The 13,182-nt window shown below is 73.5% G+C and carries 14 protein-coding genes; 9 read left to right on the top strand and 5 right to left on the bottom strand.

The annotated features are described in order from the left end of the window. The first annotated feature begins 138 nt into the window (after positions 1 to 138). The gene (locus F4692_RS08555) at positions 139 to 708 is read left to right on the top strand and encodes a DnaJ family domain-containing protein (protein WP_179619266.1); all 570 of its coding nucleotides are present in this window, start codon (positions 139 to 141) and stop codon (positions 706 to 708) included. Positions 709 to 727: 19 nt separating this feature from the next. On the opposite strand, the gene F4692_RS08550 is transcribed toward F4692_RS08555, so the two are convergent. Next, positions 728 to 1,090 (bottom strand): NADH-quinone oxidoreductase subunit A, encoded by a 363-nt coding sequence (locus tag F4692_RS08550; RefSeq protein ID WP_179619265.1) that lies wholly within the window; start codon positions 1,088 to 1,090, stop codon positions 728 to 730. 135 nt (positions 1,091 to 1,225) lie between these two features. On the opposite strand from F4692_RS08550, the gene F4692_RS08545 reads away from it, so the two are divergent. From F4692_RS08545 to F4692_RS08530, 4 genes are all read left to right on the top strand, one after another. Next, positions 1,226 to 2,308 carry an HpcH/HpaI aldolase/citrate lyase family protein gene (locus F4692_RS08545; RefSeq protein ID WP_179619264.1) on the top strand — a complete coding sequence of 361 codons (1,083 nt, stop codon included), beginning with the start codon at positions 1,226 to 1,228 and terminating at the stop codon, positions 2,306 to 2,308. Next, entirely contained in the window at positions 2,305 to 3,174 is an 870-nt protein-coding gene (locus F4692_RS08540) for an HpcH/HpaI aldolase/citrate lyase family protein (protein WP_179619263.1), read from the top strand. Before F4692_RS08545 ends, F4692_RS08540 begins: the two co-directional genes overlap by 4 nt. Before the next feature lie 142 nt (positions 3,175 to 3,316). Then, on the top strand, positions 3,317 to 3,460 hold the full coding sequence (locus tag F4692_RS08535; RefSeq protein WP_179619262.1) for a hypothetical protein: 144 nt from the start codon (positions 3,317 to 3,319) through the stop codon (positions 3,458 to 3,460). Positions 3,461 to 3,591: 131 nt separating this feature from the next. Further along, the gene (locus tag F4692_RS08530) at positions 3,592 to 4,905 is read left to right on the top strand and encodes an MFS transporter (RefSeq protein WP_218858367.1); all 1,314 of its coding nucleotides are present in this window, start codon (positions 3,592 to 3,594) and stop codon (positions 4,903 to 4,905) included. A gap of 21 nt (positions 4,906 to 4,926) precedes the next feature. On the opposite strand, the gene F4692_RS08525 is transcribed toward F4692_RS08530, so the two are convergent. Next, positions 4,927 to 5,952, bottom strand: a complete 1,026-nt coding sequence (locus tag F4692_RS08525; protein ID WP_179619260.1) for a M48 family metallopeptidase — start codon at positions 5,950 to 5,952, stop codon at positions 4,927 to 4,929. Between the two features lie 70 nt (positions 5,953 to 6,022). Here F4692_RS08525 and F4692_RS08520 point away from each other — a divergent pair, with 70 nt between their 5' ends. Beyond that, a complete protein-coding gene (locus F4692_RS08520) occupies positions 6,023 to 7,282 on the top strand; it encodes a phosphotransferase family protein (protein WP_179619259.1) in 1,260 nt (419 codons plus the stop codon). A gap of 14 nt (positions 7,283 to 7,296) precedes the next feature. On the opposite strand, the gene hutU is transcribed toward F4692_RS08520, so the two are convergent. The 3 genes from hutU to hutH form a co-directional block, all read right to left on the bottom strand. Beyond that, the gene (gene hutU / locus F4692_RS08515) at positions 7,297 to 9,009 is read right to left on the bottom strand and encodes a urocanate hydratase (protein ID WP_179619258.1); all 1,713 of its coding nucleotides are present in this window, start codon (positions 9,007 to 9,009) and stop codon (positions 7,297 to 7,299) included. Between the two features lie 121 nt (positions 9,010 to 9,130). Continuing rightward, positions 9,131 to 9,433, bottom strand: coding sequence for a hypothetical protein (locus tag F4692_RS08510; protein WP_179619257.1), 303 nt, complete (start codon positions 9,431 to 9,433; stop codon positions 9,131 to 9,133). Positions 9,434 to 9,478: 45 nt separating this feature from the next. After that, positions 9,479 to 11,038 (bottom strand): histidine ammonia-lyase, encoded by a 1,560-nt coding sequence (hutH, locus tag F4692_RS08505; protein ID WP_179619256.1) that lies wholly within the window; start codon positions 11,036 to 11,038, stop codon positions 9,479 to 9,481. A 171-nt stretch (positions 11,039 to 11,209) separates the two neighbouring features. Here hutH and F4692_RS08500 point away from each other — a divergent pair, with 171 nt between their 5' ends. The 3 genes from F4692_RS08500 to F4692_RS08490 all read left to right on the top strand — a co-directional run bounded on the left by F4692_RS08500 (position 11,210) and on the right by F4692_RS08490 (position 13,102). After that, positions 11,210 to 11,638: a hypothetical protein gene (locus F4692_RS08500; protein WP_179619255.1), complete on the top strand. Its 429-nt coding sequence runs from the start codon at positions 11,210 to 11,212 to the stop codon at positions 11,636 to 11,638. Between the two features lie 73 nt (positions 11,639 to 11,711). After that, positions 11,712 to 12,329 carry a hypothetical protein gene (locus F4692_RS08495; protein WP_179619254.1) on the top strand — a complete coding sequence of 206 codons (618 nt, stop codon included), beginning with the start codon at positions 11,712 to 11,714 and terminating at the stop codon, positions 12,327 to 12,329. A gap of 32 nt (positions 12,330 to 12,361) precedes the next feature. Next, complete coding sequence (locus F4692_RS08490; RefSeq protein WP_374757295.1) at positions 12,362 to 13,102, top strand: IclR family transcriptional regulator; 741 nt, start codon at positions 12,362 to 12,364, stop codon at positions 13,100 to 13,102. The last annotated feature ends 80 nt before the right edge of the window (positions 13,103 to 13,182 follow it).

Raw genomic sequence — 13,182 nt, 5'->3', positions numbered from 1 at the left:
CAGGGTCGACACCTCCACCTGAGGTGCCGCGGGGCTGTCCTCGAGGACGAGATCGTCGTCCCCCCGCTGCGCCGTCCGATGGACGTCCACTCGTACGCGTGGAAGTCCATCCGGGGGCTGCGCACGTACGCTGGACGCATGCCGGATCGCGACGACGGGTTCGAGGTGGCGGACGCCGAGTCCGTGCGCCGCGAGGCGTTGCGGGACGAGCGCACCGGCCGGTCGGCGGCGGCCGCGCGCATCCAGCAGCAGGCGAGCTGGGTCGACCTGCAGGTGCGCCAGGCCATGGAGCGCGGCGAGTTCGACGACCTCCCCGGCCAGGGCAAGCCCATCAGCGACCTCGGGGTCGAGCACGACCCGGACTGGTGGGTCAAGAAGCTCGTCGAGCGGGAGAACATCGCCCTGCTCCCGCCCGCCATCGCGCTGCGCAAGGAGGACGCCGAGCTCGACGACCGGCTCGACGCCATCACCGCGGAGAGCGAGGTGCGCCGCGAGCTGGCGGACTTCAACCGGCGCGTCGTGGAGAACCGGCGCCAGCTGCAGGGCGGTCCCCCGGTGGTGACCCCCACCCGCGACGTCGAGGTCGAGGTCGCCGCGTGGGTCGCGCGGCGTACGGCCCGGATCGAGGCGCAGCGGCAGGCGCGCGCCGCCGCCGCGCCGACGGACGCGCCGAGGCGGTCCTGGTGGCGCCGCCGCCCCGGCCGCTAGCGCCGGCGGGCGACGTCGGTCAGTCCCACTCCAGCCCGCCGCGGCGCCACTCGTAGGCGTACGCGAGCGACAGGTTGAGGATGAACAGCACGACCGCGACGTAGCCGAAGCTGCCGAGCTGGTCGAAGTGCACCGCCCACGGCACGAGGAACATGATCTCGATGTCGAAGATGATGAAGGACATCGCGATCGTGTAGTAGCGCACCGGGATGGTGCGGTTGCCCCGGCCGGCGTCGGCGACGGGCTGCACGCCGCACTCGTAGGAGTCGACCTTGACCCGGTTGTAGCGACGCGGCCCGACGACCGCGCTCATCATCACCGAGCCCACCGCGAAGAGTCCGGCCAGGGCGGAGAGCACCACCACGGGCAGGTAGAGCTCCATCAGGACTCCCTCGGTCGCGGCTGCGTACGACACCCAGTCGTAGCAATCCGGGCCAAACCGCAGCGGCTGCCGAGGTGTGACGAGCGAGACATGGGTCATATCGACACCCGGCTACGCGGCGGTAGTTTGCGGGTCATGACACGTTCCGCCAAGGACTTCTTCGCACCCCTCGCCGTCGGGGCCCCGGCGCCGCTGCGCGAGATCCCGGCCCGGCCGAGCCGCGCGATCCACTTCTTCGACCCGGGCAACGAGAAGATGGCCGCCAAGGTGCCCCAGATGGTCGGCACCGTCGACGTGCTGCTCGGCAACCTCGAGGACGCGGTCAAGGCCGAGAACAAGGAGAAGGCACGGCAGGGCCTCGTCGACATCGGGAGGTCCACGGACTTCGGCAAGACCCAGCTCTGGACCCGGGTCAACTCGCTCGACAGCCCGTGGGCGCTCGACGACCTCACCACCCTCGTGACCGAGATCGGCGACACGCTCGACGTGATCATGGTGCCGAAGGTGCAGGGCGCCGAGGACATCCACTACGTCGACCGCCTGCTCGCCCAGCTCGAGGCGAAGGCGGGGCTGACGAAGCCGCTGCAGGTGCACGCGATCCTCGAGACCGCGCGCGGCGTGGCCAACATCGAGGAGATCTGCGCGGCCAGCCCCCGCATGCAGGGCCTCTCGCTCGGCCCGGCCGACCTGGCCGCGGACCGCCGGATGAAGACGACGCGCGTCGGCGGCGGCCACCCCGGCTACCTCGTGCGCCAGGACCCGCAGCGCGACGACCTCGGCGTCCCGCAGTACGACGGGCCCCGCGCCACCTACCAGCAGGACCTCTGGCACTACACGATCGCCCGGATGGTCGACGCGTGCGCGATGCACGGGATCTACCCCTACTACGGGCCGTTCGGGGACATCAAGGACACCGTCGCGTGCGAGGACCAGTTCCGCAACGCGTTCCTCCTCGGGTGCGTCGGCGCGTGGAGCCTCCACCCGGCCCAGATCGCCATCGCCCACAAGGTCTTCTCCCCCAGCGTCGAGGACGTCGCCCACGCCCGGCGGGTCATCGCCGCGATGGGCGACGGCACCGGCGCGGTGATGATCGACGGCAAGATGGAGGACGACGCGTCGGTCAAGCAGTGCCAGGTGATGGTCGCGCTCGCCGAGGAGCTGGCCGCGATCGATCCCGACCTCAAGGCGCAGTACGACCAGATCGAGGTGCAGGCATGAGCGACTTCACCCCGCTGCGGTCCGTCCTCTACATGCCCAGCTCCAACGAGCGGGCGCTGGAGAAGGCGAAGTCGATCGCCTGCGACGGCCTGATCCTCGACCTCGAGGACGCCGTGGCCCCGGACGCCAAGGCCTCGGCGCGGGAGGCCGCGGCCGCCGCAGCCGCCAGCGGCGAGTACGGCCGGCGTACGGTCACGATCCGCGTCAACGGGATCGGCACGGAGTGGCACGACGACGACATCGTCGCGGCCAGCCAGGCCGGACCGGCCGCGATCGTCGTGCCCAAGGTCGACAGCGCCGAGGCGGTGCGCGGCCTCGTCGCTGCAATGGAGAAGGCCGGGGCGCCCGACCACACGAGGCTCTGGGCGATGGTCGAGACGCCGGTGGCGATCCTCGACGCCCTCGCCATCGCGCGCTCGTCCGAGCGCCTCGGTGCCTTCGTCATCGGCACGAACGACCTCGTCAAGGAGCTGTACGCCGAGCACGTGCCGGGCCGTGCGCCGATCCTGCCCAGCCTGCACACCGCCCTGCTCGCGGGACGAGCCGCCGGGATCGCGGTCATCGACGGCGTCTACAACGACGTCAAGGACACCGACGGCTTCCTCGCCGAGTGCGAGCAGGGGCGCCAGATGGGCTTCGACGGCAAGACGCTGATCCACCCGGGCCAGGTCGAGGGGGCCAACGCCGCCTTCGCACCCAGCGAGCGGGCGGTCGCCGATGCCGAGGGCCTCATCGCCGCGTTCGAGGCCGGCAAGGGAGCCGGCGTCGTCACCCACGACGGGAAGATGGTCGAGGCGCTGCACGTCGAGTCGGCGCGCCGGACCCTCGCCATCCACGACGCGATCCGGGCGCTGGGCACCGACTGACGCGCCCCCTCGCGCGGGTGTGACCGTGGACAAACCGTGGACATTTTTCACCCTCAGGGAGGGGCCTCAGGTTTGCAACGACGCGTGGGCCGGGCAGAGTGAGCCCGCGCCCACCGTGGGTGGCATAGAAGGAGGGAACACCATGGTTGTCCTCGGACTGATCCTGCTCATCCTGGGGCTGCTCCTGCCCCAGAGCATCCTCACCACGATCGGCCTGATCCTGATCGTCGTCGGGCTCGTGCTCAACTTCGTGCCGATCGGCGGCTCGAGCCGCCGGGTGTTCTAGCAGCGCACCCCAGACATCGGGCCCCGGACACCGCTGGTGTCCGGGGCCCGCGTGCGTCCGGGCGCGCGCGGTCGTCGGTGCCGTCCGAAACCCGCGTGCCGGCTGTCGGAGCCGGGGGACACAATCTCCCGGTGAGCTCCTCGGTGACCCTGCGCCAGTTCTGGGACCAGCTGTCGACCGAGGGTCGGTGGCTGCTGTCGACGGTCGCGGTGCAGACCCTCGGCCGTGGCCTCACGCTCCCCTTCACGGTGATCTACCTGCACGAGGTGCGGGGCTTCTCGCTCGACCTCGCGGGCGCGCTCATGGCGTTCATCGCGGTCGTCGCGCTCGTCGTCACCGGGCCCGGCGGTGTGCTGACCGACCGCATCGGGGCGCGCCGCGTCCTGCTCGCCGCGACGACGTGCCAGCTCGTCGGCTGCACGATCCTGGCCTTCGCGACCACGCCCGCCCTCGCCGCGCTGGCGATGGTCTTCCTCGGCATCAACTTCGGCATGTCGTGGCCCGCGTTCAACGCCCTGATCGCCGCCGTCACCACCGGCGAGATGCGCCAGCAGTACTTCGGCATCAACTTCGCCCTGGTCAATCTCGGCATCGGCGTCGGCGGCGTCGTCGGCGGGATCTACGCCGACGTGTCGCAGCCGCACACCTTCACGGTGATCTTCCTCGGCGACGCGGCCAGCATGCTGGTGCCGATCGGGCTGCTGCTCGGCCCGCTGCGGCACGTGACCGGACACCACCAGGCGCCCGACGACGCCGACGCGTCCGCCGGGTCCTACCTCGAGATCCTGCGCAACCCCGCGGTGATCGGGGTGACCGCCCTGACCTTCATCGCCGTGTTCGTCGGCTACGGCCAGCTCGAGGCGGGCTTCCCGGCGTACGCCCGCAACGTCGGCGAGGTGTCGACCGGCGTGATCGGCTTCTCCTTCGCGATCAACACCGCCGTCATCGTGCTCCTGCAGTTCCTCGTGCTGCGGCTCATCGCGGGGCACCGGCGCACCCGGGTGATGCTCGCGATGTGCGGGCTGTGGGTGCTGTCGTACGCCGTGCTCGGCGCGACCGGACTCGTGCCGGGGCCGGTCGCCGCGGTGGGGGTGCTGACCTTCATGGGCCTGTTCGCGCTCGGCGAGACGATGATGCAGCCGACGATCCCCGCGATCACCAACGACATGGCGCCCGACCACCTGCGCGGGCGCTACAACGCGGTCAACGCCGGCGCCTTCCAGGCCGGCGCGATCGGTGGCCCGCTGTTCGCCGGCTTCGTGCTCGACCGCGGCTGGAGCGGGGCCTACGTCTTCGTGCTGGGCGCGGGCTGCGCGCTGATCGGGGTGCTCGCCCTGGTCGTCGAGCGGCTCGTCCCCGCCTCGGTCAACGGCGTCCCGGACACGCACCCGTTGACCGCCGACCCCGTGACGGGCGAGCGCGCGCCGCAGGGACCCCCCGCGTGACGTGGCCGACCGACGTGGCCGTCAGGCGCTCTCGCCGCGCCGGAAGCGGTCGTTGAGCCAGGTGCTCGCGCTGCCCATCCAGCCGGCCAGGTCGTGGACGAGCCTGCCCAGCGTGTCCTGGGTGCGCTCGAACGCCGCGGAGTAGGACGCTGCGGCGTCCTGGGCCGCCTCGCTGACCGAGGCGGTGTCGTCGTCCTGCCGGCGCGGGTAGTCGCCGCCCAGGATCGCCGTGTAGGCGCCGGTGTCGATCCAGCGGCGCAGCTCGGTGGCCCGCACGACGGCGAACGGGTGGGTCTGCTGCTGCAGCAGGGACAGCTTGATCAGCGACTCGCGCACGTCCCCGCCCTCGTCGTACTCCGCTCCCTGGGACATGAACGAGGTGACGTCCAGCTCCTCCAGCGTGCCGCCGCTGGCGAGCTTCATGTGGGTGCGCAGCGCCGCCGTGGGGTCCTGGCTGGCGAGCAGGCCGGCGCGGTCGGCCGACAGCTCGGCCTTGCGCGACCACTCGAGCAGGCCGACGGTCACCATCCGGATGCCGATGGCACCTCCGGGGATCGCGTTGAGCAGGCCGCCGAGACCCAGCAGCCGCAGCAGCAGCGTGCGGTAGATCGCGTGGCCGCTGACGGCGTGGCCGAGCTCGTGCCCGATGACGAAGCGCAGCTCGTCGTCGTCGAGGTGGTGCACCAGACCGGACGACAGCACGATGATCGGCTTGTCCATGCCGATCGTCATGGCGCTCAGCGTCGGGTCCGCCTGGACGTACAGCTCCGGCAGGTCGGTCGCGTCGAGGCTCTGGCCGACCTCCGCGAGCAGCCGGTGCAGCCGCGCGAACTGGCGCTCGTCGACACGGACCGCGGAGCCGAGCAGCGTCAGCCGCCAGGCGCGTTCGCGGAACACCCCCGACATGGTCTTGAGCAGCACGTCGAAGCCCTTGAGCTTGCGCAGCGCGACGAGCGCTCCCCGGTCGGCGGGGTGCTCCCACGCCCGCGAGCTGATGTCCGTGAGCACGACGCGCGAGCGCGCCGGCTTCTTCTCCCCCGATGCCATGCACGGATCCTCACCTACCGCGCCGCAAAAGTCATGGGTTCGCGGTGTTCGGCCGTGCCACGATGCGCCGGTGACCCGCCCACCGCGCACCGTCCAGGTGGCCCTCACCGACGGCGAGCGGGTGTGGACCGGGGACGACGGTGCGCTGCCGTCCTTCGTCCAGGACCCGGAGGCCGGCGGCCCCACCGCCACCGCCCGGGCCAGCCACCTGCTCACCGACGCCGTGCACCTCGCTCCGGTCGTCGTGCTCGACGAGACCCGCCGCCTGCACGTCGTCGGCTCACGCGGGGGTACGCCCCGGGGAGGACGCTGGGCCGGCCTCGACGCGCTGCCCGCGGACCTCCGCGAGCACGTCGCCCGGTCCGCGCGGGAGCACTGGGGGACACCGCCGCCGCAGCGACCGGACTGGTACCGCCCCGGGTGGACCGACGAGCTCGAGGAGTGGATCGACGCGGCGCTGGCCCCGACCGGCCGCTCCCGCACCGGCCCGGTGCGTACGCACCGCGTGTGGAGCATCTCGGCGGTGCACACCGTCCCGACGGACGCCGGCACCCTCTGGTCGAAGGCGAGCTGCGCGCACTTCGCGGCCGAGGCGGGCATCGTGGAGGTCGTCGCCCGGCACCTGCCCGACCTCGTCCCGGAGGTCGTCGCCGTCGACCGGGGCCGTTCCTGGCTGCTGACCGAGCCCCTCGCCGGCGTGTCGGACGACGGCGCGCCGGCCGAGGCCGCCGAGGTCCTGGCCCCGCTGTGGGCATCGGCCCAGGCGGCCTCGCTGGACTGGCTCGACGAGCTCCGGGCGGCGGGTGCCCCGGACCGCGGGCTCGAGCCGACCCTCGCGGCGTGGCGTGAGGCCCTGGCCACCAACGCCGAGCTCGACGCACTCACGGCGGGCGAGCGCGTACGCCTCGCCGAGGTGGTGCCCGAGGTCGAGTCACGCGTGCGCGAGCTGTGGGCGTGCGGCTTCCCCGACACCCTCGGCCACGGCGACCTGCACTCGGGCAACGTCGCCCACGACGGCGCGCACGTCCGGATCTTCGACTGGAGCGACGGGTGCGTGACGCACCCGTTCCTCGACGGCACGCACCTCGCGCACTGGATCACCGAGGCGGTGGGCGGAGACGCGGGGGAGCGCGTACGCACGGTTCTGGCGCCGTGGCGCGACGCCTACCCGCACGCCGACCTCGACCGGGCGGTCGCGCTCGCGCCGCTCGCCGACCTCGTCTTCCAGACCGTCACCTTCGACCAGCTCTCCCGGTCGACCGAGCCCGGCACGGGCGACCTCGACGGGGTGGTGCTGTTCCTCACGCGGCGGGTGCTCGCCGCGGGGTGAGCTCGTGCGGCGGCTCAGTCGCGCTGCCGCGCCTCCACCGGCACCCGGACGCCCCGCTCCCCGGCCACCTCGATCGCGCGGCCGTAGCCGGCGTCGACGTGGCGGATGACGCCCATCCCGGGGTCGTTGGTGAGCACGCGCTCGATCTTCTCCGCCGCGAGCGGGGTGCCGTCGGCGACGGTCACCTGGCCGGCGTGGAGCGAGCGGCCGATGCCGACCCCGCCGCCGTGGTGGAAGGACACCCAGGTCGCGCCGGAGGCGGTGTTGACGAGCGCGTTGAGGATCGCCCAGTCGGCGATGGCGTCGGACCCGTCGAGCATCGCCTCGGTCTCGCGGTAGGGCGAGGCCACGGAGCCGCAGTCGAGGTGGTCGCGACCGATGACGATCGGAGCCGACAGCTCGCCGTTGGCGACCATCTCGTTGAACCTCGCGCCCGCCTTCGCACGGTCGCCGTAGCCGAGCCAGCAGATCCGCGCCGGCAGGCCCTGGAACTGCACCCGCTCGGCGGCCATGTCGAGCCACGTGTGCAGGCGGGCGTACTCCGGCCTCTCGTCGGCCGGGAAGAGCTCCTTGATCGCACGGTCGGTCGCGGCGATGTCCGCGGGGTCGCCAGACAGCGCGGCCCAGCGGAACGGGCCCTTGCCCTCGCAGAAGAGGGGACGGATGTAGGCCGGGACGAAGCCCGGGAAGTCGAACGCGCGGTCGTAGCCGCCCTTGCGGGCCTCGTCGCGGATCGAGTTGCCGTAGTCGAAGACCTCGGCGCCGGCGTCCTGGAGCTCGACCATCGCCCGGACGTGGCGGGCCATCGACTCCTGGCTGCGCTTGGTGAAGCCGCGGGGGTCCTCGGTGCGTTCGCGCTCCCAGTCGTCGTACGCCGTCCCGGACGGCAGGTAGAACAGCGGGTCGTGCGCGGAGGTCTGGTCGGTGACCACGTCGATGCGCACCGCGCCGTCGAGGTGCCGCTCGAGCACCTCGGGCAGCAGGTCGGCGGCGTTGCCGAGCAGTCCGATCGAGAGCCCGCGGCGCGCGTCGCGGGCCTCGAGGGCGAGCTCGATCGCGTGGTCGAGGTCGCGCGCCTGCACGTCGAGGTAGCGGGTCTCCAGACGACGGTCGATGCGGTGCTGGTCGACCTCGATGCAGATCGCGACGCCGTCGTTCATGGTGACCGCCAGCGGCTGCGCACCACCCATCCCGCCGAGACCGGCGGTGACGGTGATCGTGCCGGCCAGCGTCCCGCCGAACTTCTTGTCCGCGATCGCGGCGAAGGTCTCGAAGGTGCCCTGCAGGATCCCCTGGGTGCCGATGTAGATCCACGACCCCGCGGTCATCTGGCCGTACATCGTCAGGCCCAGGTCCTCGAGGCGGCGGAACTCCTCCCAGTCGGCCCAGTCCCCGACGAGGTTGGAGTTGGCGATCAGCACGCGCGGCGCCCAGGCGTGGGTACGCATCACACCGACCGGCTTGCCCGACTGCACGAGCAGCGTCTCGTCGTCCTCGAGGTCGCGGAGCGTGCGGACGAGGGCGTCGTACGCCTCCCAGCTGCGGGCGGCCCTGCCCGTGCCGCCGTAGACGACGAGGTCCGCAGGGTTCTCGGCGTTGTCGGGGTCGAGGTTGTTCATCAGCATGCGCAGCGGCGCCTCGGTCTGCCACGACTTCGCGGTCAGCTCGGTGCCGTGGGCCGCGTGGATGGGCAGGCGCGGGTTGCTGCGGGGGGCGTCGGTGGTCATGGACCCATGAAAGCTCCGCGCGCAGGGGCCCGGAAGGGTGCGGCGCCGAGAGCAGTCTGTGATCCGAGACTGCTCGACCCGGGCAGCCGCGAGCAGCCGCGGGGAGCGGGAGGGCGCCCGGTCAGCGACCGCTGTTGCGGGCGCGCGCCCAGGCCCGCGCGGAGCTCATCAGCTCAGCGCGGGTGATGAAGCTGTCGGCCGGCCGCAGGTGGGGCCGGACCTTGCGCACGCCGTCGGAGCAGAGGGCGTCGTTGTGCCAGTTGTCGTCCATCGTCGGGGACCACCAGCACGTCCACGTCCCGGCGGCCGACGGCGCCGAGGCGGGACGGGGGCTCGTGGCACCCGGCACCGCCTGGGCGGCAGGTCCGGTCCCGGCCACGGCCAGGACTCCCAGCAGGACGACCCCGCACACGCTCCTTCTCATGGGAGGGACGCTAGTGCGCGCAGGGACCTGCGTCCGGGAAACGGCTCAACCGAGAGGGCCGGTCACGTCCTCGGCGGCGGCGAGCACCGCGCCGGACTGGACGAGGCCGACGGCGGCCTCGATCTCGGGCGACAGGTGGCGGTCGGGACCAGGGCCCTCGATGCCCGAGGACCGCAGCAGCGCGACGACCGCGCCCGTGGCGGGGGACGGGGTGAGCGGGGCGCGCAGGTCGAGCGCGCGGGCCGCGGTGAGGACCTCGACGGCGACCACGCGCGACAGCCCGTCGACGGCGCGGCGGAGCTTGCGGGCGGCGTTCCAGCCCATCGAGACGTGGTCCTCCTGCATCGCGCTGGAGGGGATCGAGTCGACGGACGCGGGGACCGCGAGTCGCTTGAGCTCGGAGACGATGGCCGCCTGGGTGTACTGGGCGATCATCAGGCCGCTGTCGACGCCGGGGTCGGACGCCAGGAAGGGCGGCAGGTCGTGGCTCCGCGCGCGGTCGAGGAACCGGTCGGTGCGGCGCTCGCTGATCGAGGCGACGTCCGCCGCGACGATCGCGAGGAAGTCGAGGACGTACGCCACGGGCGCGCCGTGGAAGTTGCCGTTGGACTCGACCCGGTCCCCGAGCACGACGGGGTTGTCGATCGCGCTGGCGAGCTCGCGGCCGGCGACCGACGCGGCGTGCTCCACGGTGTCGCGGGCGGCACCGTGGACCTGCGGGGAGCACCGCAGGGAGTAGGCGTCCTGCACCCGGTTGCAGTCCCCGGTCCGGTGCGAGGCCACGATCGCCGAGTCCGCCATCAGCGCGGTGAGGTTGGCCGCCGAGAGCGCCTGGCCCGGGTGCGGACGGATGGCGTGCAGCTCGGCGGCGAACACCCGGTCGGTGCCGAGCTGCCCCTCCACGCTCATCGCGGCCGCGACGTCGGCGGTCCGCAGCAGCATCCGCAGGTCGGTGATCGCCATGACGAGCATCCCGAGCATCCCGTCGGTGCCGTTGATGAGGGCGAGGCCCTCCTTGGCCGCCAGCTCGACGGGCGCGAGGCCCACGGCGGCCAGCGCGTCCGCGGCCGGGAGCAGCGTGCCGGCGGCGTCGCGCACCTCGCCCTCGCCCATCAGCGCCAGGGCGCAGTGCGACAGCGGCGCGAGGTCGCCGGAGCAGCCGAGGGAGCCGTACTCGCGCACCACGGGCGTGATGCCGTGCGTCAGCAGGCCCGCCAGCAGCTGCGCGGTCTCACGGCGTACGCCCGTGTGCCCGGTCGCGAGGGTCGAGAGCCGCAGCAGCATCAGCGAGCGGACCACCTCGCGCTCGACCTCGGGGCCGGACCCGGCGGCGTGCGAGCGCACGAGCGAGCGCTGCAGCTGCGCCCGCATCTCGGTCGGGATGTGGCGGGTGGCGAGAGCCCCGAAGCCGGTGCTCACGCCGTAGGTCGGGGTCTCGGCCGCCGCGAGCGCGTCCACCACGTCGCGGGCCCGGTCGATCGCGCTGAGGGCGTCGTCGCCCAGCGTCACGGGGGCGTCGTCGCGGGCGACGCGGACGAGGTCGTCGAAGGAGACGGGGCCGACGCCGACCTCGACGGCGCGTGCGGGGGCTGCGGTGGTCTGCATGGTGCCCATGCAACTCGCGACGCGACGTCGGCACCAGAGGCGCTAGAGCGGCTGGCGTCTCGCATACGAGACAGGGGCGTCACCCCAACGGAGGGCCACGACGGCCGGCGACTGTGGAAACGTGACGAGACGAGCGGCCCTGTCGGCGGCCGCAAGAGAGGGAGTCCCGTCATGAGCACCACCAGCATCGTCGTCATGGTCGTCGTGGTCCTCGTCGTGGCGGCGGTCGCCGCCTGGCTGGTCACGCAGCAGCGCAGGAAGAAGCAGCACGAGCACGCGGAGAGCCTCCGGGCGGAGGCCCGCGAGCACGCCAGCGAGCTCCCCGAGACGCAGACGCGTGCCCACGAGGCGGAGGTCGAGGCCGAGCGCGCCCGGCTCGAGGCCGAACGCGCCCAGCAGCGCGCTCGCGAGGCGCAGGTGGCCGCCACCCAGCAGGAGGCGGCCCACGAGGACCGGCTCCGGACGGCCGACCAGGTCGACCCGCACGTGGACACCTCCTCGGACGACTACGCCCCCCGCGGCAGCGGCGACCCGCACACCGTGCTCGACGCGGACGACGACCGGCGCGCCGACGGGACCGGGGGCGCACGGCCGGTGTGAGGCGTCCCGCCCCGCGACGGCGCGGGGGCTGCAAGACTGGCGCCAGCCCTGTCGCCCGTCGAAGAGGAATCCCGTGAGCGCCACCGTCATCGCAGTCGTCGTCGTCCTGGTCGCGCTCGTCGCCATCGGCCTCGTGGTCCGGCAGAAGAACCAGCGGGCCAACATGCAGCGAGCCGACGAGCTCCGCCAGGACGCGGCGGCGCACGCCCAGACCATCGCGCCCGCCCAGGAGCGCGCTGCCGTCGCCGAGGCCGAGGCCGACGAGGCACGGGCCGCCGCGGAGAGGGCCGAGGCCGAGGCAGCCGAGGCCCGGCTCGCGGCGCAGCAGGAGGAGGCGGCGCACGAGGCCCGGCTGCGGGCGGCCGACCGCCTCGACCCCCGCGTCGACACCAGGGCCGACGACTACGCGCCCCAGGTCCCGGCGGCCGAGCCCGTCCAGCAGCCGGCTCCCGCCTCCGAGGTCAACACGGCTCCCGAGCCGTCCGAGCCGTCCGAGCCGTCCGAGCCGTCCGGGCCGTCCGAGCCCGCCGAGCCCGCCGAGCCCGCCGCTGAACCCGCTCAGCCCGCCGCCGGGGCGCAGGCGCCGCTGCTCCCCCGCCGCACCCCCGGCGCCCAGGACATGCCCGGCCGCCCGATCGAGAAGACCGACGAGGGTGGCGGCTGGTTCACCAAGAAGGACCCGAGCTCCTGAGCCAGGTCCCCGCCGCCACCCGGGCGCTCCGGGTGCTGCGCTTCCTGGCCACGCAGGCCGACCCGGTCCCCCTCGACCGCATCATGCGCGCGTGCGACCTGCCGCGCAGCACGGCGTACCACCTGCTCAACACGATGATCGACGAGGGCTTCGTCGTGCACCTGCCCGACGAGCACCGCTACGGCCTCGGCGTCGCGGCGTTCGAGGTGGGCAGCGGGTTCACCCGCCAGGAGCCGCTCGCCCGGCTGGCCCGCCGCCCGCTCGCCGAGCTGGTCGACCGCACCGGCCACGGCGCGCACCTCGCCGTGCTGCACGGGCGCGACGTCCTCTACGTCATCGAGGAGCGCGCGCCCGGCCGGCCGCCGCTGGTGACCGACGTGGGCGTACGCCTGCCCGCCCACCTCACGGCCTCGGGCCGTGCGATCCTCGCGGCGCTCCCGGCGAGCCAGGTGCGCGCGCTCTATCCCGACCGCGACGCCTTCGTCGACCGCCACGGCAACGGGCCCACCTCGCTCAGCGCGCTGCGCACGGTCCTGTCCGCGACCAGGCAGCGCGGGCACGCGACGGAGGACGGCGAGGTGACACCGGGACTGCGCAGCGTGGCGGCGGCGGTGCTCGACCACAACGGGCACCCCGTCGCCGGGGTCGCGGTGACGTTCCCCGCCGCGGACGCCGGCGACGACGTGACGGCCACCCGGGTCGCGGCGGCCGTCACGTCGACGGCGGACCGGCTGACGAGGCGGGTGAGCGGCGGGACCGCAGCCGCGCGCTGACGGACGCGGGCGACGTGACCTGCGACCGGCCGGCGGGGCAGGAGCGGGTGCTGACGACCGTCGAGCTGTCGCGCGCCGGC

The organism is Nocardioides cavernae, assembly GCF_013410035.1.
Classification (GTDB): Bacteria; Actinomycetota; Actinomycetes; order Propionibacteriales; family Nocardioidaceae; genus Nocardioides; species Nocardioides cavernae_A.
This window is presented reverse-complemented; position numbering and strand designations above follow the sequence as displayed.

Coding starts and splice junctions, on each gene's coding strand:
- F4692_RS08555 (WP_179619266.1), top strand. CDS start 139: ATGCCGGATCGCGACGACGGGTTCGAGGTGGCGGACGCCGAGTCCGTG.
- F4692_RS08550 (WP_179619265.1), bottom strand. CDS start 1,090: ATGGAGCTCTACCTGCCCGTGGTGGTGCTCTCCGCCCTGGCCGGACTC.
- F4692_RS08545 (WP_179619264.1), top strand. CDS start 1,226: ATGACACGTTCCGCCAAGGACTTCTTCGCACCCCTCGCCGTCGGGGCC.
- F4692_RS08540 (WP_179619263.1), top strand. CDS start 2,305: ATGAGCGACTTCACCCCGCTGCGGTCCGTCCTCTACATGCCCAGCTCC.
- F4692_RS08535 (WP_179619262.1), top strand. CDS start 3,317: ATGGTTGTCCTCGGACTGATCCTGCTCATCCTGGGGCTGCTCCTGCCC.
- F4692_RS08525 (WP_179619260.1), bottom strand. CDS start 5,952: ATGGCATCGGGGGAGAAGAAGCCGGCGCGCTCGCGCGTCGTGCTCACG.
- hutU (WP_179619258.1), bottom strand. CDS start 9,009: ATGACCACCGACGCCCCCCGCAGCAACCCGCGCCTGCCCATCCACGCG.
- F4692_RS08510 (WP_179619257.1), bottom strand. CDS start 9,433: ATGAGAAGGAGCGTGTGCGGGGTCGTCCTGCTGGGAGTCCTGGCCGTG.
- hutH (WP_179619256.1), bottom strand. CDS start 11,038: ATGCAGACCACCGCAGCCCCCGCACGCGCCGTCGAGGTCGGCGTCGGC.
- F4692_RS08500 (WP_179619255.1), top strand. CDS start 11,210: ATGAGCACCACCAGCATCGTCGTCATGGTCGTCGTGGTCCTCGTCGTG.